The organism is Candidatus Methylobacter favarea, assembly GCF_902806695.1.
Lineage (GTDB): Bacteria > Pseudomonadota > Gammaproteobacteria > Methylococcales > Methylomonadaceae > Methylobacter_B > Methylobacter_B favarea.
On record NZ_CADCXN010000106.1, the window covers coordinates 1 to 18,953 of the forward strand.

The 18,953-nt window shown below is 46.7% G+C and carries 15 protein-coding genes; 4 read left to right on the forward strand and 11 right to left on the reverse strand.

The features are described 5' to 3' along the window. Positions 1-304: 304 nt before the first annotated feature. The 7 genes from HUX64_RS16570 to HUX64_RS16600 all read right to left on the reverse strand — a co-directional run bounded on the left by HUX64_RS16570 (position 305) and on the right by HUX64_RS16600 (position 12,038). A complete protein-coding gene (locus tag HUX64_RS16570) occupies positions 305-1,084 on the reverse strand; it encodes a PEP-CTERM sorting domain-containing protein (protein WP_174627323.1) in 780 nt (259 codons plus the stop codon). Positions 1,085-2,170: 1,086 nt separating this feature from the next. Continuing rightward, the gene (locus HUX64_RS16575; protein WP_174627324.1) at positions 2,171-5,218 is read right to left on the reverse strand and encodes a type III restriction-modification system endonuclease; all 3,048 of its coding nucleotides are present in this window, start codon (positions 5,216-5,218) and stop codon (positions 2,171-2,173) included. Positions 5,219-5,223: 5 nt separating this feature from the next. After that, positions 5,224-5,610 carry a type II toxin-antitoxin system VapC family toxin gene (locus HUX64_RS16580; protein ID WP_174627325.1) on the reverse strand — a complete coding sequence of 129 codons (387 nt, stop codon included), beginning with the start codon at positions 5,608-5,610 and terminating at the stop codon, positions 5,224-5,226. Then, the gene (locus HUX64_RS16585; RefSeq protein ID WP_174627326.1) at positions 5,607-5,873 is read right to left on the reverse strand and encodes a hypothetical protein; all 267 of its coding nucleotides are present in this window, start codon (positions 5,871-5,873) and stop codon (positions 5,607-5,609) included. Before HUX64_RS16585 ends, HUX64_RS16580 begins: the two co-directional genes overlap by 4 nt. A gap of 25 nt (positions 5,874-5,898) precedes the next feature. Continuing rightward, positions 5,899-8,073: a site-specific DNA-methyltransferase gene (locus HUX64_RS16590; protein WP_174627327.1), complete on the reverse strand. Its 2,175-nt coding sequence runs from the start codon at positions 8,071-8,073 to the stop codon at positions 5,899-5,901. Positions 8,074-8,097: 24 nt separating this feature from the next. Further along, on the reverse strand, positions 8,098-8,763 hold the full coding sequence (locus HUX64_RS16595) for a DUF4391 domain-containing protein (protein ID WP_174627328.1): 666 nt from the start codon (positions 8,761-8,763) through the stop codon (positions 8,098-8,100). Then, entirely contained in the window at positions 8,760-12,038 is a 3,279-nt protein-coding gene (locus HUX64_RS16600) for a helicase-related protein (RefSeq protein WP_174627329.1), read from the reverse strand. Before HUX64_RS16600 ends, HUX64_RS16595 begins: the two co-directional genes overlap by 4 nt. Before the next feature lie 1,334 nt (positions 12,039-13,372). Between HUX64_RS16600 and HUX64_RS16605 the strand changes: the two genes are divergently transcribed. After that, the gene (locus tag HUX64_RS16605; protein WP_217426584.1) at positions 13,373-13,528 is read left to right on the forward strand and encodes a hypothetical protein; all 156 of its coding nucleotides are present in this window, start codon (positions 13,373-13,375) and stop codon (positions 13,526-13,528) included. A 37-nt stretch (positions 13,529-13,565) separates the two neighbouring features. Here the strand turns inward: HUX64_RS16605 and HUX64_RS16610 are convergent, their stop codons facing one another. The 4 genes from HUX64_RS16610 to HUX64_RS16625 form a co-directional block, all read right to left on the reverse strand. Continuing rightward, complete coding sequence (locus tag HUX64_RS16610) at positions 13,566-13,991, reverse strand: GNAT family N-acetyltransferase (protein ID WP_217426585.1); 426 nt, start codon at positions 13,989-13,991, stop codon at positions 13,566-13,568. Positions 13,992-14,049: 58 nt separating this feature from the next. Then, a complete protein-coding gene (locus HUX64_RS16615) occupies positions 14,050-14,349 on the reverse strand; it encodes a type II toxin-antitoxin system TacA family antitoxin (protein WP_246247090.1) in 300 nt (99 codons plus the stop codon). Between the two features lie 175 nt (positions 14,350-14,524). Then, positions 14,525-16,171: a TraI/MobA(P) family conjugative relaxase gene (gene traI, locus HUX64_RS16620; protein WP_174627331.1), complete on the reverse strand. Its 1,647-nt coding sequence runs from the start codon at positions 16,169-16,171 to the stop codon at positions 14,525-14,527. Beyond that, positions 16,152-16,472 (reverse strand): plasmid mobilization protein, encoded by a 321-nt coding sequence (locus HUX64_RS16625; protein ID WP_174627332.1) that lies wholly within the window; start codon positions 16,470-16,472, stop codon positions 16,152-16,154. The genes traI and HUX64_RS16625 overlap by 20 nt, the downstream gene beginning before the upstream one ends. A 379-nt stretch (positions 16,473-16,851) precedes the next feature. Here HUX64_RS16625 and HUX64_RS16630 point away from each other — a divergent pair, with 379 nt between their 5' ends. Genes HUX64_RS16630 through HUX64_RS16640 form a run of 3 tightly spaced genes read left to right on the forward strand, consistent with a single transcriptional unit; the run spans position 16,852 to position 18,625 of the window. Next, positions 16,852-17,256 carry a protein mobC gene (locus HUX64_RS16630; RefSeq protein WP_174627333.1) on the forward strand — a complete coding sequence of 135 codons (405 nt, stop codon included), beginning with the start codon at positions 16,852-16,854 and terminating at the stop codon, positions 17,254-17,256. Between the two features lie 51 nt (positions 17,257-17,307). Continuing rightward, entirely contained in the window at positions 17,308-17,991 is a 684-nt protein-coding gene (locus HUX64_RS16635) for a nucleotide-binding protein (protein WP_174627334.1), read from the forward strand. Continuing rightward, entirely contained in the window at positions 17,984-18,625 is a 642-nt protein-coding gene (locus HUX64_RS16640; RefSeq protein ID WP_174627335.1) for a protein mobE, read from the forward strand. Before HUX64_RS16635 ends, HUX64_RS16640 begins: the two co-directional genes overlap by 8 nt. Positions 18,626-18,953: the final 328 nt, after the last annotated feature.

Genomic DNA, 18,953 nt, shown 5'->3' on the forward strand with positions numbered 1-18,953 from the left:
CTGCTCACCGCCTTTTTTAATCCGTTTTCACGCAAAAAGCCATCCGCCGCGAAGGTCGCGGCCAAAGTTCAAAATGCCGCATGGGGCGTATTGGGCAAAGGGCTGGGGCCGGTTCATCGCAAGGCCGCCTCCAACGCGAGGCGGCTTGCTAAAACCAGGCTCCGCTAAGAGCGCCTAACCCTTCATTCAACAGAACGCCTGGCCGCGCCCGTTAATCCGAACGTTAAGTATATTAAGGAAAGGCCCTATAGCAATTAACAGGAACTCGACGGTAAATAATTGCTATTGAGTCAATATGCCGGCATCACACAATGTGAAAAGTTAGGGAAGGTAATACTGCGCCTTTCCCCACCCTATCGCGCTTGCGAGTGAAACCAAGACCTGCAAGACCCACCCCGAGCAGGGCAAGCGTTGCTGGCTCGGGAACTTGGGCTACGTCGGCTAGAATGCTGACATTATCGACGCCTTGATTGAAGTAACTCCGGTTATGTACTTCCCCAAACCGCAGTTTGTATGTAGTGCCGGGTGCCACGAGACCCGTAATGTCGAAAGGGTAGGCCGTATAGGGATTGGGATCAGCACCTGCGTCGACTCCGGGAGCGACCAGATTTGCTACTACGTCCACCAGAGACGTGGAAAAAGCACCAGCCACAGCCGTCATGATGTCAACCCTAGCGTGTTGGTTAGGAAAGGCGGTGTCATCCAAACCTGCTGCATTCACAAAGGGGCCGCTGTCCCAGTCGTTCCTGAACATATCAAAGGAAAGCACTACCGAGGTAACGTCAACCGGGATGGTGAATGACTGCTCCAGTACATAAGCGCCGGTCCTAACCTGATCGGTTACCGCGTAGAAGCTTCCCGCTGCGGGACCAACCGTCGGGTGCCCAGAGAGAGTGGTTATATCGTCGGTACCGATGAACCACGAACCACCCCGCCCAGCAGCAGAACGGTCGGTAACGGTCCAGCTGGCAAAAGTGCCGGTCTCGAAGCCGCCATTCGTAATAAGCTGAATTGGGGCAGCGCTTGCCAAGCCAGAAGCCAACGCTAAACCGAGGGCGAAAAGAAGTCGTTGTTGGTAAGACATAATGACTCTCCTAATTAAATAATGCCGAAGTGCAGGAATTAATAAGCAATATAAAGGCCTGTATGTACATAACTGTTTTTTAATATTTTCATTGCCGGCATAGGACGGGTGTAAAAATTATCGAGACCAACATTACCGGCAAGTTAGGCATTGCCTGTCTTATGCTTACACAAGCTCCAGTTTAACCTATGCCTTTTTTCCCAAACCCGGTGAGCCTCCTTGAAATAAGCTCACATTGCTTGTGACCGCCATTTTTCCAGTTTTCTGCTGTGCATATCTTTTCTGAAAATATTATTTATTTTATGCTCTTTACCTAATTTAATAATTAACTTTCGTATTTGCTTATCTTCAAGTAGTTTAGAAATCAATGCGCCATGGCCTAAAATTGCTTTACAAAATATGTTTTCTATCTTTGCCCTTAGCGATTGTCACAAAATAACTGTCTCATTGTGAGTGTTGTTGTAATATAAGGAGGTATGACCACTGACAATACCCTCAACAAGGCTATTATTGCCCATCCCCCGAAAATGTAAAATCAGCAAATTGAAGTTAAGTATAACCGCTCGCGTTTGAAAACAGCCTGACTTGTATGATGTCATTTTCAGAAGACGACTGCACCATCTTATTGGCCAAGACCTCTCCCTTGAAGAGGACTATTGATCAGTGTCTAATCAATAGTCCTCTGCACCATTTTTTATTTTTCTCAGAACTCCTCTTCACAAGAATGACACTAGCCAAAATAGATGGTCAATTAGCAGGTAGCCAAATTACATTGCATTTTTCATTATTAGCCACATGATTTATAGTTGGCCAATATCAGTATACCCATTTTGGACGTAAAGACGCTTATTTTAGCCGCTAACTCAACTTTCCGTTCCATTGCACCTTAAACCCCTGTGTTATGAAAAAAATCCGCGAGGATTTTGCGATCACTGCGTAACTTTAACCGTAGTAACCTGGAAATTATTTATCTGAGAAACTATATGCTGTAAAAACGATGAGAATGTAGGTTTGATGGGGCTTGCAGGGCACTGCTATCAATTTACGAAGCAATCCTTACGCTTAGCCTTTATGCAGGATAATCCTCTACTTCACCAACTCCATCAACTTGCCATAGCTGTCAACAACATCATATTTAATCTGTTCCGAAGTGATTTTGGCGAAAAACTTCCTCGCGCAATCGATTTTACATTCCTCGATTTTTCTTAAATCCATCGACGACATTGAGCCTTTGGTTTCAGCGATAAAGTAGATGTGCTTTACGGCGCCCTCTTTGAATGAAATAGCCCAATCCGGGTTGTAGTCTCCTACCGGTGTCGGAATAAAAAAACCTTTTGGCAGCTTGGCATATACCATCACTTCTGCACTGGCGTCGAGTTCTTTGACGAAGGTGCGTTCGATATTAGAGTCGGTAAATACGTAATCGTAAATGTGCCGGTTCAGCTTTTCCCCGGCATTGCTTAGATTCACTATCCGTTTTTCATGGGTAAAAATATCTAAACTGTGAGTGTCGGCACTGCTGTCATAAGCCAGATGCTCGACGATGACAGTGGCTTTTTGTTCATTGATCAGTCGCGAAGATTTAGCGATAAAATCTTCCGAGTTGATTTTATACTCGCTGAAAATATCAACCATTATTCCCTGAAGAATAGCGGCGATGGTTCTACGGGTGAGTTTGGTCTGTTCGGCCAGCTTACCCATGAGGTCATATTTGACGGAAGAATGAGTGGATCTGGTGAGCTTGTCTGTCACCGTTTTCGTCTTTCCGAAGCCGGTGCCTGCTTTTAACGTTGCATCGGTTACTTCGTCGGTTTGAGTGCCTGTTTCAACGGTGAATAGAAGCGGGTTAACTTTGAGTTCTTTATCCAACGCTGCAACACATTTCTTGATCAACTCCGGTGTTTCAAAATCTACGACATAAGCGGCTTTGTGGTTGATGCGATTCCAAAGCTCCCTAAATTCCTTTTTGTCAAAATTGGGGTTAAGGGGATTGGGTTTGGTATTGCGGTCATTCTCAATTTCAGGCATTTGACCTTCGCTGAAGACGCTGTCAATCAGTTGGAATATTTGTTCAGCATGAACAGCCAGCTCCGGCGGCAACTTAGCCAGCTGCCCTTTTTTCTTGGCATCGTGATAAGCAGTGGTTATTTTATCGCCGTCATCCGTGTAATCGTTTTTATTGAGATAACGATATATCTGCTTGGCCATTTGTGGCTTAACCTCTACATCCCCTGCCTCCGTTTTAAGCACTTTACCCGTGAAGTATTTTTCATCGGCGATTGGGGGACGTGCAGACAGTGAGTCACTAATGTCGCGTTGCAGGCCCGTCACAAAATCGGTATAGCTCTCGCTGGTTACCACGGTAAGCACATTCACCTGGTGTACAGTGGCCGGGTTATCCATGCGCTCACCAGTTTGGTTGACCGACAGCCGCATACCGCGACCGACTTCCTGGCGGCGTGAAATTGAATTATCGCTATGCTTCAGAGCGCAGATAACAAAGACATTGGGGTTATCCCAGCCTTCCCGTAAAGCCGAGTGAGAAAAAATAAACCGAACCGGTTCACTCAGCGATAATAAGCGTTCCTTATCCTTTAAAATCAGATCGTAGGCATCGACATCCTCGGAAAGGGCGGTTTTTTTCCCTGTTTCATCATCTTTAACCATCTTGGTTTCAGGATTGATAAGTTTCTTGCTCTTTTTATCAATCGAAAAATAACCTTGATGAGTTCTGGCTACCTCAATACCGCGCAGATAGTCATTGTAAGTATTGTCATCCAACGTCAGGACATCATTAAGATGACGGGTATATTCCTCTTCAAACATCTGGGCGTATTCGCCGGAAGATTCGCCGTTTTCGTCATAACATCGATATTTGGCTACGGCGTCTATAAAAAACAAAGACAGCACCTTAATGTTCTGATGGAATAGCGCCTGCTCTTTTTCAAAATGGGCTTTGATGGCTTCACGGATTTGAATGCGGCGCAGCGCGGCTTCATTGACGTCGCCGGTGGCTTCGCCGGCCAGTAGTTCGACGCCATTGGTAAAACTCAGCGTGTTGGTGTTAGAGTTAATATCCGAGATCACAAACCCTGTGTATTGATCCAGTCCACCGGACAGAACAAACAGGTTATCGCCCCGGTTCAACTTGCGCAGCACCCGTTTAATCCCGGACCTCTGCTTGATTTCCAGCTCCACCCGGACAACCGGCGGTTTGCTGACCGATATTTCAACTCCGCCCAGATACAAGTAAGGATTGGCGCCGCTCAGTCCTTTGATTGAAATACCGCGCACGGATATTTTTTTCACCAGTTTCTGGTTATAGGCATCCAGCGCATCGAGTCGATGAATTTTATTGTGTTCGGTTTTGTGCGTGGCTGAGTAGCGCAAAATCATCAAGGGTTTGAAGTTCTTGAAAGATTCCAGGGTTTTCGCCCCTTCCATTTTTTGTGGTTCATCAAGAATCAGAATTGGACGATTGGCGGCAATCACATCAATGGGTTTACGTGACTGGAAATCATCTAGCTCTTCATAAATACGGCGATTATCTTTGCCGGTGGCATTAAACGCCTGCACGTTGATTACCATCACGTTAATTCCTGCATCGGAGGAAAAGCTTTCCAGGTTATGCAATTGCTTGGAATTATAAATAAAAAAGCGAATTTTTTTGCCGTAGTCTTCCAAAAAGTGTTCGGCGGTGATTTTGAGTGATTTATACACACCTTCACGTATCGCAATACTGGGCACCACCACGATAAACTTGCTCCAGCCATAGCGTGTGTTCAGCTCAAACACTGTTTTGATATAGCAATAAGTTTTGCCGGTGCCGGTTTCCATCTCAATATCAAGGTTGATAGGGCAGCCGGTTTTTTTATCGTTAACCAGCGCAGCAGAGAGCGGCAGGTTTTGGTGGCTTTGAACGGAATGAATGTTTTCCAGCAAATTTATTGACTTGCTTATTTTCTCATTCCTGAAACCAGAGTATTCCAGCAGGCTCTCTTGTTCACCCATTTTAGCCAAGCCAGGATCGATATTATATTTAAACCCGCTAGTTTGTGGCTGTCCGGCAAAGCAATTCACCACGGCTTCGACGGCGTTGGTTTGGTACGCCTGTTTCTTAAATTTCAGCTTCATTTTTTCTACACACCCATGACATAAGGCATGTGATATTGCACGATTTTGTCATCGACTGTGACCAAGTGATACTGATTATTATGGGATTGGGCAATCAATAAACGGTCAAAAGGATCACGATGAATCATGGGTAACTGTGTTGCCAGCATCGCATCAGCAGAATTTACGATCAATTCTTGTAGATTCGCCTTAAGTGCGCCAGCGTGAATATCTTCAATCCGTTTAATGCCGTACTCCGTCCAAATAGTAGCTTTAATCCCAATTTCCCAGAGATTAACAGGGCTAAAAAATACAGCATTCGCCTGATATATGGCATTAACCGCTGTATCGGGCAATTGCTTCGGTTTTGCCAATGCCCACAGCAAAATATGGGTATCCAACAGCAGATTCATAGCTTATCGGTATAAAATTCGTTGATGATGTCTTCGGATAAAGGCTCATCAAAATTATCCGGAATGCTGAAAGCATCTTCCATCACGCCTAAAATAACCGTATTGCGCTTTTCATTGCTAGATGAGCCAGGAAATGCCAGTGCTTTTATTTCAGAATGTTTTTTTTGCACCAACTCTTCAAGAAACGATTTTTGGACTTCAGTTGGCAGGGTTTCGTAGAGAGCATAAAGACTATGCGCAGTAGTGGTTTGTTGTGGATTCATGCGGGTTTTCCCATTAATAAAATTTTTACAACGTCTTAATCTCGGTTTGTGGCGACAACAGTTTAAAAATCTGCTCGATATTGATTTTAACACTATCTCTGATAAAACCGGCATCGCGGAACACCACCCGCAGCGGATGACGGGCGGCAAGTTCCTTGACAAAAGCCTCGTTAATGTCAGCGTCAAAGCAAGCAGCCAGGGCGTTGTCATCGACAAAGAAGACTTGGTATTCTTTAAAGGATGAAGGCGAAAGGCTGAAGGATGAACTTTCACGCCTTTCTTCATCCTTCAGCCTTTCGCCTTCATCCTTGATTTTGATAGTTTCCTGAGTGATCGGCAAGGTTAAATCCACGCCCCAGTCCAGCAGCACCTGAAACAACAAATCTTCAGCGGTGCGGTCGTCTTTTATGTTATCGGTAAATTGCTCCAGATCACCCTGTTTTAGTTGGTCAGGCGTGTAGTAAACGTCCTTCATGTTGGAACTGTCGATTTTCAGGACACGAAAGCCAATGTCGATAGTGGGTGTGGCAGAGGCTGTGGGAGAGTTGGTGGGAGAGGCTGTGGGAGAGGCTTTAGCCTCGACTGGCTGTTCTTTCTCTCTTCCAGTCGAGGCTAAAGCCTCTCCCACCTGCTTGATTTTTTGCCCGGCGCGACGAATGCGTTCCTTGCCGATTTCAGCGATGGTTTGATAAACGGCTTTGTAGGCTTCGCTTTTTTCGTCGCAGGCTTCGGGCAATTGCACCATGATGAATTTGCGCTTGCCGTTGTCTTCGGCGTTCAGCTGCATCACGGCATGGGCGGTTGTTGCTGATCCAGAAAAAAAATCAAGAATTATGTCGTCATTTTTGCAAACAAGATCGATGCATCTTTTTAATAATTTAAGAGGCTTTTTGCCTTTTTTGAAATCAACCTCACCTTCATTATCAAGCCCTGTCGTTTTAATATCGAACCAAAAATCTCCAGAATTTACTTGAAGATATTGGTCGGCAAACAGAATTTTACATCTAGGTAAATCAGATTCATGGTTAAAATCAGATTTGATGAGATACGCTTTATTTTTTGGTGTTATAACAAAGAAAGCGGGGGGCAACTCTGTTTTAAAAGATTCTTTTTTAGCACGGGCTAGATTCAGTGCGCCACCAGTAAGTGTTACAAATTGGACTATTCGGTAAGCATTAGCGAATAGCCAGCCCTCTGACAAATCTTGATTAGTTTCTAGTCTACAAATAACTGACGCGGGCTGAAATGAAATTTTTTTTAAATACTCCTCAACAAGGGCTAAATCAGTGTATGTTCTATCTTCCTCTGAAATAATAGCTTTTATATTCTCAAGCTCTTCATTAGAAATACCTAAACAAACAGTACGGTATTCTGAATCCCATTTTTCTTTATCAATCATTGTAGGATTAATTTGAACATTTTCAGTTTTTTTATAAAACAACACATATTCTTTGAGTTTTGGAATTCTTTGCTCAACATGAGCCATTTTTACTCCAGTAGCTTCTGAAAGTTTTACTGCGATACTGCTTAAAAAATTCGATTCCCCAAAAACCTCATCACATAATCGTTTAAGATTAGCCTGTTCACCATCATCAATCGAAATAAAAATCACACCATCGTCCCGCAACAGATTCCTTGCCAGCTTCAAGCGCGAATACATCATACTGAGCCAATCTGAATGAAAACGGCCATTGGATTCGGTGTTGGCGACTAAACGATTACCCGCTGCGTCTTTCTGGTTGGAGCGCAGCTTGTAATTTTCAGTATCTTCTGCAAAATCATCCTCATAAATAAAATCATTGCCGGTGTTGTAAGGCGGATCGATATAGATCATCTTGATCTTGCCCAGATACGTTTCTTGCAACAGCTTCAGCGCATCCAGGTTATCGCCTTCGATAAACAGGTTTTGCGTAGTGTCGAAATCAACACTTTCTTCGCGGCACGGGCGCAGGGTTTTGGCAATCGGTGCATTGGCGGTTAATAAAGCTTCGCGCTTGCCCGGCCAGTTGAGCTGATAACGCTCTTGCGCTCCCTCAACAACGGACGTAGACAGCTCTTGGCGTAGTTGATCGAAGTCGATGGCTTTCATTTGGGTTCCACCAGCCGCTCGGGTTTCGGTAACACAATTGGGGAACAACTCTGCCAATTTCGCGATGTTGGCTTGTATAAAATCGGGGCTGTGCAGGTTCAGTTTTTTCATGAGGCTTGTTAATCCAGGGTGCGATTAGCTGGTTAGGGTTTCTAATTGTTTTTTGAGGTTGCGCAGTTGTGCGTTCAATTCCACCTTGCGGTTAAATTGTTGTTCTTTCTGTAAACGGGCTTCCATTTTTTGGCATTCGTTTTGTTTACTGCGAAGCTGGCCTAGACGTTCCACTTGGGCTTTAAGGGTTTCGCCTGCTCGCGGCGGCCACGGCAGGAGGCGTCTTAGCAAGTGCTCATAAAGCCCGGCCAAGTCCAGGGCCACGGGCAGTTCAGCGCGTTCCGTATCGCTGGGCAACCAGCCGGTTTCGAAGTAACTATCAATCACCCATTTATTGGCATCAGCATCACTGGGGCGCTTGTAAGCGGCTTTAGCTTTAATGCAGTCTTCAAAAGTGAGCTGGTAAATGATGGGAAAGGGAATGGCCTGATCAATACCACGCAAGACATCCTCGCTGAGTTCCGGCGTTTTTAGGGCAATGGAAAAAATCTGGATTTCCGGTGCGCTGAGTTTAGCGGGTAAGTTGATCGTTTCAGGGGCCAATTTGTATTGCCATACAATCTTGTCTACCTGGGCGACAAATTGCTCACGCAAGGCGCTACTGGGCTTTGCATGGTCATAGATTTTCTTCTTGGGTAAGGGGCGCTCGAAGGCGGCTTGCTGGGGATAATGAAACAGCGCGTGGCTCATTTAAGCCTGCCTGACTGAATGACAAGAAAAGCTATCAGTTCAAAGTCATCCAGGCCGGCAATGGTGTTAACCAATGCCGTGGTGCGGCCGCCGCTAAATAGGCTGTCGAGGTCTTTGTCTTCCTGCACATCGATCATGGAACGAATGGCTTTGCCGAGTAAATCAGAATAGGCCTGCATGTTGCGACCGTCGGCAGTGAGCTGATTAAAAAGCCGGCAAACATCAGGGATAGGCTGATTTTGGCCTTTGCAAGCGCTGCGCACTAAGTCGAGCAGGCGTTTGACTTCCGTATGGTTGGTAATGACATCGCCATTCTGGCTGATATAAATCAGGTAATACGGATACAGGCGGTTTTGTTGGTTGACGTTGACGCTCTGGTTAAGGTTACGCAAGGTGAAAATCACGCCCGGTAGCAAGCCTCGATCCGGAGCGGCGGGCACGACGGCGTGCATGCCATTGGGTACGCCAGCCATATCCCCGTTGGCCTTTACATAGTTAAGCAAGTCCATACGAAAATCATTAAGGCCAAGGTCGGTAATGGAAACGCCGGTTTTGAGGTCTTCCATTTCAATCACTTCATCCTGCAAGCGGCGTAGTTGCTCTTTGCGATAAGAGACGTCATTGGCTTGCGCGCTTAGTACATTGTCATCCCCCGTTGCAGTGACATCGGCAATCACCATGCGGTTTTCGACGCGCTCTTTGAGGTTAATGTATTCGTCGAGGGTAATATCCGGCCAGTAATTGACCAGTTGAATGCTGGCGTTCTGCGAGCCAATACGGTCAATACGCCCGAAACGCTGAATAATACGCACGGGATTCCAGTGAATATCGTAATTGATCAGATAGTCGCAATCCTGGAGATTTTGGCCTTCGGAGATGCAATCCGTGCCGATAAGAATATCAATCTCGCCTAGCTCATTCGGAAAAATAGCGGCTTTTTCTTTTGACCGCGGGGAAAACAGCGTCAGCAGGGATTGGAAGTCATAGTTTTGTTTAAGTGTGGATTTTGGGCTGTCACTGCCGGTGACTTTTCCTGTGTGCAACTGATGACTTTGCAGCAGACTGGCCGAGATATGCTCATACAGATAGTTGGCGCTATCGGCAAACGCAGTGAAAATCAGAATCTTCTTGTTGCCTGGATTAATGGGCGCAGCCAGCTTGTTGTCAATTTGGGCTTTTAGATGTTGAAGCTTGGCATCTTCAGCGGGTTTAATTTTTGTCATGTCCGCCAGGAGAGCGTCAATGACAAAAAGATCGGCCTTTAATTCGTGCTCCCACGATGGCAAATCCATGTCGGACAAGCTGATTTGTATCTTGCCGCCAATCTTGACATCGTCCGGTTCGGGAAAATCGTCTTCGTCGGGTTCGGCATTTTCGTAGGCGGCAGCAAGGTCGGCAAAACGAACATCTTTGCCGGTTTTCTGGTAATCATTGATCTTGGAGAGCGTGCCAAGGTGCTTGTCTTTCAGTTTTTGCAGGGTCAACCGGAATGCTTGGACGGAACTTTCAAGGCGCTTGAGCAGGTTGATGGTCATTAACGCCTGTAGACTTCTTTCGCGATCCGCCTGTTTAAGTTTGCCTTTACCGCCACTTACCTGAGTGTCATATTGCTCTTCGTATTTGGCAAGACGACTGGGCAGGATGTAGCTAATAGGCGCATAAACAGCTAATTTCAATAAAGACAGTTGCGCAAAAATTTCATTAAATCCTAGTATGTCCGTTCTGCTTGTCAGCGGACAATGAAATGAAAGCGGTTTGAGGCGCTCGGGGAATTTGCCAATGTCCTTGGTATCGTAAAAAGTTTCAATGTGTTTGCGTGACCTGGCAATGGTGACACTATCCAGTAGATCGAAGAAGTCAAAGTCCAAAGCGCTTAAAATGGCTTTGGCAGTACGCTCTTCAGGCGGCAGGTTAGACCATGAGTTGAAACTGGCCTGAGCTTTGCGGAAAATCTCATCGATGTTTTTATTGGTTTTTAGCTTTTTACTCAGGTTTTCTGAATCGCCCTCGTAGGCAAGCGCGAGCTGATTGCGCAGGTCATTAAAGCGATTATTGACTGGGGTGGCCGAGAGCATCAGCACTTTGGTTTTAACGCCTTCCTTGATAACCGCATTCATCAATTTTTGATAGCGCGTTTCCCGGTCTTTAAAAGCATCATTGTTGCGGAAGTTATGCGACTCGTCGATAACGACCAGATCGTAATTACCCCAATTGATGCGATTGAGTGGGATGCCAAACGATTCGCCGCTGGTTCTTTGCAGATCGGTATGACAAAGCACATCATAATTGAAACGGTCTTTGGCAAATCTATTGGTTTTGAGATTGCGGTTAAAGTTCAGCCAGTTGTCGGCCAGTTTTTTGGGGCAAAGCACCAGCACGGAACGATTACGCAGCTCGTAGTATTTAACAACTGCCAAGGCGGTAAAGGTTTTACCCAAGCCCACACTGTCCGCGAGAATACAGCCGCTATAGCTTTCCAGTTTGTTGATGATTCCGTTAGCTGCGTCCCTCTGAAAATTAAACAGCTTTTGCCAAATCAGGCTATCTTGATAACCGGTACGGTCATTGGGCAGTACGTCTTCATTCAAGTCTTCCAGAAACTCATTAAAAATGTTGTAGAGCATCAAAAAGTAGATGCGCTCTGGTGAGTTTTCCTGATAGACCGAGGCGATATGATCACAAAGACGTGCGGTAACATCTTCCAGTTTTTCGGTATCCTTCCAGATCTGATCGAAGAGGTTCAGATAAGTCGACGTGATTGCGGGCTCGTCCATTTTGTTAACGAGATTCGATACCGCGTCTCCTTGCTGATAGCCAAGATCGACCGCAGTAAAACCATGTAGCGGCAGATAAACCGCATCCGATTCGTTGCCTTGTACGCAGACAACCGACTGCATAGGCGCTTTGCCGCGATTGGAGCGGAAATTGGCTTTGCGCCGCATCCAGTCTGCGCATTCTTTGGCGATGGCCCGTTGCGTCAATTTATTCTTGAGCTGTATTTCGAAATCACTGCCATAAAAACTGCTTTCACGCTCAGCTTTGGGAATATGAAATTCACGCTGTTCCTTTTTTATTTTGTCTGTGACCTCATTGGGCACAAAAGTTGGCGAGGTGAAAATGAATTCGAGAGAGTCAATATTTTCCAGCTCCTTCTTTAAGGCTTCGAATGCATAAATTGAAAAACAAGATGCCGCGATTTTTAACTTTGAGCCCGTGTTTATCGTCTGTTTGAGGTTATCGCCGAGCAGGTGATTGATGTTATCGATGATTTCCATGCTTTTTAGCTAATCTTTCCCTTATGGAGCAGCGGTTGACAAGGCATTAGCTCTCACCCTCATCCACACGCGTGCATAACCCGTTTTTTCTTTTCAGTGCCGACCGCTTGCAAATAGATTTCCATGATCTTGCTGTCACTATGCCCCATAAGGTCATGAGCCGTAATGACTTCTATCCGGACACATTAGGGTAAAAGACGGCGGGTTTGCAGATAGTAGGTAGTTATTTTTTAGAGCTTATCCGTAAATATAATTGATAAAAGGAGTTAGGCCAGGCAATCATTGTGTTTTTTAACTTCTTCTTAAAGGTAAGTGTTGCGAACGGGGTTATCATTGGAAAGCCCTGCCGAGAAATGAATTCGGGATCAGGGGTTCGGTTCATCAGTATGTTCTTGACGGGGAGGCAACCGGTTTATGTGAGCAGTTAGGGCAAAAGGGTCTGCTGGAATATGAGGAAATGGAAGTCCTTGACGGAGCATGGCAACGCTTCGATAAGAAAAAGCCAAGCACCTTGAGTTCAAACCGAAGCGTCGGGTGACTACAGTCTGCCACGCCTGATTCAATCGGTTCCGGAAAATAGAGGTTCGCTATGAGAAAAGGAATTGGATATCTAGGGTTATTGAGGCTGGTTGCCGCTGTGATCGTTTTTCGTAACCTAAAACGGCAAACCTAAGCTAATATTACTTACGGATAAGCTCTAAGAATTCCGTGCTGAGATAGGCGGGGTAAGATGAGTCTACTCAATGGGGGCGACTCCTTTCGGATGCCATAATTAGTGAAGAGTGTACCGAGTTAGTGAAAAATTAATGACACAAAAAATCAAATATCTCTTATAGATCAATTGGCTCTTTTTATTAATTGTGGCATTCGACACCAGCTATTGAAGTTTTTACAATTAAATAAGCTAATTCTTTAAAGAACTAAAAAACTATTTTAATTTTAATGGGCTATTTTAAATGAGTGATTTAACAGTAAAGGGGTTATAACCACAAACCGCCGAAAATTCTGTTTCGTTATTTGGCAAGTATTTAATAGGTCAAAAACGACTGATTTTAGTGAGTTCGTACGTGAGTGTTAAAACTTAAGCTGTTTTTCGCCCAAAAATATACACATTGCTCATGCCTTACGCCCTGTATATATTTATCAAAATGATAATCTCTTAACGACCGTTATTTGGTATACAAAAAATTACACTATCAATCAACTGGTTACGAATATTTTCATGGCGCCGGAAATTTCGGCGTTTTGGGCTTAGACCCCCATAAACGCCATAAAATGGGAATTGTGATATATTGAAAACATGTATTTAATGACTTTATACAGGAGATTGTGACATGGCGACTTCGATTCGATTAGCGCCTGAAGTTGAGCGACGATTTGATTATCTCGCCGTCCAAACAGGCCGCACAAAAGCTTTTTACTTGCGCGAAATCATCGTGGGTATTTTTAGCCTGATTTCTATCTGTGATAAAGGACATTATCACAGATAGGAGAGGCCTGAAAACAGAGGCTTGCCATCTGTAACAATTACGTCCCGATCATCCGGTTGGTGAGAGAAAGAATCAGCTGGTTTGGAAGGCTTCCAAATTTCACAAAGCTGTGATGGTGATAAAATGAAACTGCTTGATCATCCTTGGCATCGACCACAAGCGCAAATATGGCCACTTCCGACCGGATCGCTCGCGTCATGGCATCCCACAAAAGAGCGCAGCCGAGTTTCTGTCCACGATAGTCCAAATGAACAGCAAGACGACCCAGCCGGGCGACCGGCACGGTTTGATAACGAGGCAACCGTTTTGCCAGTTGCTCCGGCACGTCAGCCAACGGGATGCTTCCAGCCGCAAGGGTATAATAACCCGCAATCCTGCTCGTGGTTATTTCAGTAGCAACATAACAAGCGGTCACACGACGTCGCACATCTTGGCCGACCTGCTCGCGGAAATACTTATCCAAAGGCTCTACGCCACTCGAAAAACCCGCTCGGTCATGCTCGGAAGCGAGGGTCTCTATGCTAAAACGAGCCGTCACTGGCTTTTATCAATTCGGCGTGAGCTTTGGCGGCACGTTGCAGAGCTGGGTTTGGTTCTGGTGGGTTAATCAGAAGATCAACAAAACGACGCTGGTCTTCGATGGAAAGCCGGATGACACTGGTCTCTTCAATCGTCCGTTGCGCGATTTCTTGTGCGGCGGCCACGACAAAGTCACTGACACTACGCCCTTGCAATTCAGCCGCGCGCTTGATCACAGCCAGCACATCTGGAGAGAGCCTGGCTTCAAACCGCGAGCTGCGGGTAATATCTCTTGGCATCATGGTGTCCTCGCTTTTATCTTTTTTATTGTACGGTAATTAACCGGACAATGTAAAGACCTATCTGGTGGGCGTGTCGAGATCACCGTCTTTGCTGTCATTTTTGGGGTGCTACAACTATTGATAAAATCGGTTATCAAGAGTAAATCATATTCTCTCTTCCTATTTTGTCTACAACTTACCTTACCAAGCTCGACTCGCGCGCTGGCTGCTGCGCCGTTTTTTTCTGCCCCGCCCGCATCTGCCGCTCGCTCTCGATGTTGGCTTGCAGTTCCGGATTGCTGATCTTGAAGCCGTGTTCCGCCGCCAGCTGGACGCACAGCCCTTTGTAGTCGTTATTGCCGTTGACCTGGAAGCTGCCCCATTTCTGCGCGGATAACTGTAAGGCAGCCAGTATGCAGTTCTTGTTCCGCCAGTCATGAATGTCGATCTCCCGGCCTTTGTCCACGAAAGAGGCAACACAATCCTGCCCCGTCTCATCTTTTCGGAGGTAATGAACCTGCTGGCCATGAATTTTCGGCGTATAGGCCCGGATGTCTCGCGGCGTCGGCGGCTCGGTCATATCGCCATTGATTCGCTGTGGTTCTCCTGCACGATATCGCCAGGCATCGGCCAGCTCAGGCTGTTGCTGCTGCCGTAGCCAGTGCTCAAAATCCGGAAACGGCCGGTATTGTGTACGCAACTGCTGCCTTTCTTGTTGGTGGCATTCTTTCATGCCGGCTTTCTCGGCGGCCTGTTCGGCGGCGAGGATGCTGCGCATGGCGTTCAATAAATCCCCCTTGCCTTTCCAACTGCCTTTTAAAATCGCTTCGCGTTTGGCTTTCTGTTGCGTCGCCAGTTGTTGACGCTTTGCTTCCTGCTGCTTGCGAAGTTCCAATGTCGCGGTGTTCTTCGCAGCATAGTGGGCTTTCCGGCCGGAAATAAAGGTTTCCCAACCGGGTTGTCCGGCCTGGACGGGTTCCGGCTTGCGTTCAACGATATGCAGCGGGTTGCTGGGCGGCTCATACGGCCCCAGCCGTTTTTGTAACTGCGGCAAACTGGCGGCACGGTCAACGCGGCTGGGTTTCACACCGACATCGCCGACAAACAGTAGGGCCCCGCTACCCTTTTTTTCGTAACGCAGGCCTTTTTCGGCCAGTTGCCGGTGTAAGGATTGCCAATCGCTGGCCGATTGGATGAGGGCGGCACCATCCTCAATCGCCATCCGTTCTGCCGATTTTTCGCCGCTGCGGTTCTCCCGGTCGCGCTTGGTCTGATCGGGTTGCCGCTGTTTTTCTGTGTCGATAGGCTCCCGCCCCAGCTCGCCATTGTTTAACACCTGATAGCGTCCGTGTTGCTCACGCCGCCAGCCTTGGGCGTGTTCAAGGCGGGCTATCGCTTTATGGGCGGCTTCGATGTCAAAACCTTTATTCGGTTTGATGACTTTCAGCGTATCCAGATGCACCCGGTTGATGACCAGGTGCAGGTGCAGATTATCGGTGTCGGCGTGCAGGCCGTAGACGGTCTGATGGTCTTTCAATCCCAGTTCATCCAGGAATAAGGTTACGGCTTCGTCTATCTGTTGATGGCTGGGTTGCTCGCCTGCTTGCCAGCTCATGACGTAGTGATTGATGGTATCTTTGCTTCTAACCGCTTCCTGGGACAAGGCCAGTATTTCGGCTTTCTGGCTGTTGGGGGTGTCAGTCAAAAAACCACGCGAACCGGAATAGACGCATTTCTCGTTTTCATTTTTGCTTTCTGGGTTGAGGATGTAGTCCAACAGGCCGCCGATGCGGGCGGCTTTGCTGGCCGACTTTTTCGGATTCTTAATTTTTTTGACGACCATCGCTTAGAGTCTCTATGTAGGTTTTCAGTGCGATCAGCGCCTCGGCGGTTTCCTTGCTGTTGATGCCGTTGCTTTCGTTATGGACGAGTTTGATTAGGCCGCCTAAGCGTCGACATTCTTTAATCATGATCGCATCGGCATTGGCGATAATCGGCCTGCCGAAATAGCGGCGGCGCACCAGTTCCGACATGCTTAAACCCGCCAGGTCGGCGTCTTCGCGCAGGCGTTCTTTTTCGCTGGCGGTGAGGCGTAACCGCAGCATGGCATCGAGCGGTTCGGCGCCTAGGGTTTCGAATACCATCTGTTTGTCTCTATTTCCAGTGTTATTGTGGCCGGTTATGATCAGTCATGGTTTTGAACGATATCACTTCAAAGTGTCAACGCATGTGGTGGCCTGAGTATTGACTGCCACTAGCAACATCAGCGTCGCAGTGCCGGGGTTCAGGGGTGTCCCTGACAGGATTGAGCCGGACTGTGAGAAGCGTAGCGCCGAACGGTTTGGCGTCCCTTGGAAGCATAGACGCAGTATGTGTATTCCAAGGGCCATCCTGTATCAATAGTTAGTCTTACTTAAAAATATCTATCTTAGACGGTTTAAAACCGCTTTTCAACGGCTGTAAATCGTTTTATGCTATGGACAGATAGCGATTAGTTAACACAGCAAGCAATTGAGGGATGCAATGGGATACAGTAATGAACAATTAGAAGCGATTGCGGCTAAGTTGAAAACCATGCCGGTCATCGAGAAAAAGAAGCAGGAACATAGTAAACAGGATGCCGTAAAAGTGTTGTCAAAAGAAATAGCATTATTGCAAAAGCGTGGCTATACGCTGGATCAAATTGCGGAAACCTTAAGAGGCGAAGGTCTGGATATTACCACCCCTACCCTTAAAAGCTATTTACAGCGGATTAAAGCAGGAAAAAATAAAGGACTGAAAGAACCTGATAATGTACAAAAAAAAGACACTCAAAAAGAGCATAAAATGACCCTAACGCCAGAACATAAAAAACCAGCGGATACCGATCAATCCGAGTCATCCTCTAAAGCAGCGTTTACGCCGAAACCCGACAGTGACGATATTTAATCACTAAAAAAGACGACTACATAACCAGCTTAATTTAAGGGAAAATTACTCATGGCTAAAAAAATAGTTTTAATCGGCGGTAGCAAAGGCGGCGTTGGCAAAAGCATGGTCTCAATGGCAACTGTTGACTACCTGCAAGAACAAGGCGAAAGCATTTTGCTGATTGAATCGGATACCAGTAATTCCGATGTGTGGAAAACCTACAAGGACAGCGTGGCCGCTGAACTGGTTGATCTGGATGCTGCCGATGGTTGGATACACTTAGTGAATCTGTGCGATAGCAAACCGGAGTGTGTGGTGGTCATCAATACGGCGGCGCGAAATAACCAGGGTGTTAGTGCTTATGGTAACACGCTGAATAACACGCTGGCGGAACTGCAACGCGATTTGGTCACGCTGTGGGTGATTAACCGGCAGCGGGATAGTCTTGAACTGCTCAAGGACTACATGGACGCCATTCCCGACACCCTTGTGCATGTGCTCAGAAACGGCTACTTCGGCGACGAAAAAAAGTTCGAACTCTACAACGATTCTAAAATTAGTGGCACCGTCGAATCACGCGGCGGCCAGTCGCTAAATTTTCCGGAGTTGGCGGATCGGGTCAGCGATGACCTTTATAGCAAGCGGCTGAGTATCGCCAAAGCCTTAAAAGAAATGCCGATAGGCAACCGGGCCGAACTGTCCCGATGGCGAGGCGAGGTGAAGAAAACCCTGGCGGCAATCTTTCATGACTGAACTGGACGATAGCTTTGCCAAGCTGCTCGGCAGACAACCCAGTGATGCAGAACGGCAACAACTCTACACGGTGAGGGATGCGCTCGGCCTAAAAAACAATGATGCGCTGTGGCTCGTACTCATGGCGTTGCAGCACTATCAAGACCAGTACGAAACGTTTCCCAAGCGGATAGCACAATCGGCTAACGAGACCTTGGTCACTTTCAAGGCGACCGCGGAGGCAACGGTAAAAGCCTCGGCGGAAGCAGCCAAGGCGGACTTGGCGCAAGCGGTGGCCTTAGCCGCGCGTGAGGTAGCCTACCACACCTCAGCTAAACAAATGTGGCAGTGGGCGGGCGGTTGTTTGGCAGTGGCCTTCCTCGCTTTGGGTCTGTTCGGCTGGTATGTGCACAGCACAGCCTACGATGCGGGATATAATTCAGGCTATGGCGTTGGCTATGCTGAGGCCAAGGATGAAAAAGCCGCCGCTGCCTGGGCCAATACACCCCAGGGTAAACTGGCCTACCGCTTCGCCCAGTCTGGTGAACTTCAGCGCCTAGCCAAATGCGAAGGCAAAGGATGGACGGTAGAAAAAGGCTACTGTTTCCCTTACCCCCTTGAAAACCAAGGAACTTACGGCTGGCGCCTACCCTGAAAAAAAAGCGGTGCTATGAACAAATCAAAAAAACAACTTAAGTCACCCCTTTTAGTTTCAAATTGATAATAAAAACTAACTAACCACTAACTAAGAATTTCATTTTCTCGCACGGTTTGTAGTTGTTTTTATTGTTTTATATGTTTTATATGTTTTGGGAGCGTTTTTCACTTTATGAATCATAGTGTTACAGAGCTAAAAACGGGAAAAACAGTGTGAACTACGGGAAAAACAGTGTGAACTACGGGAAAAACAGTGTGAACTACGGGAAAAACAGTGTGAACTACGGGAAAAACAGTGTGAACTACGGGAAAAACAGTGTAGAATC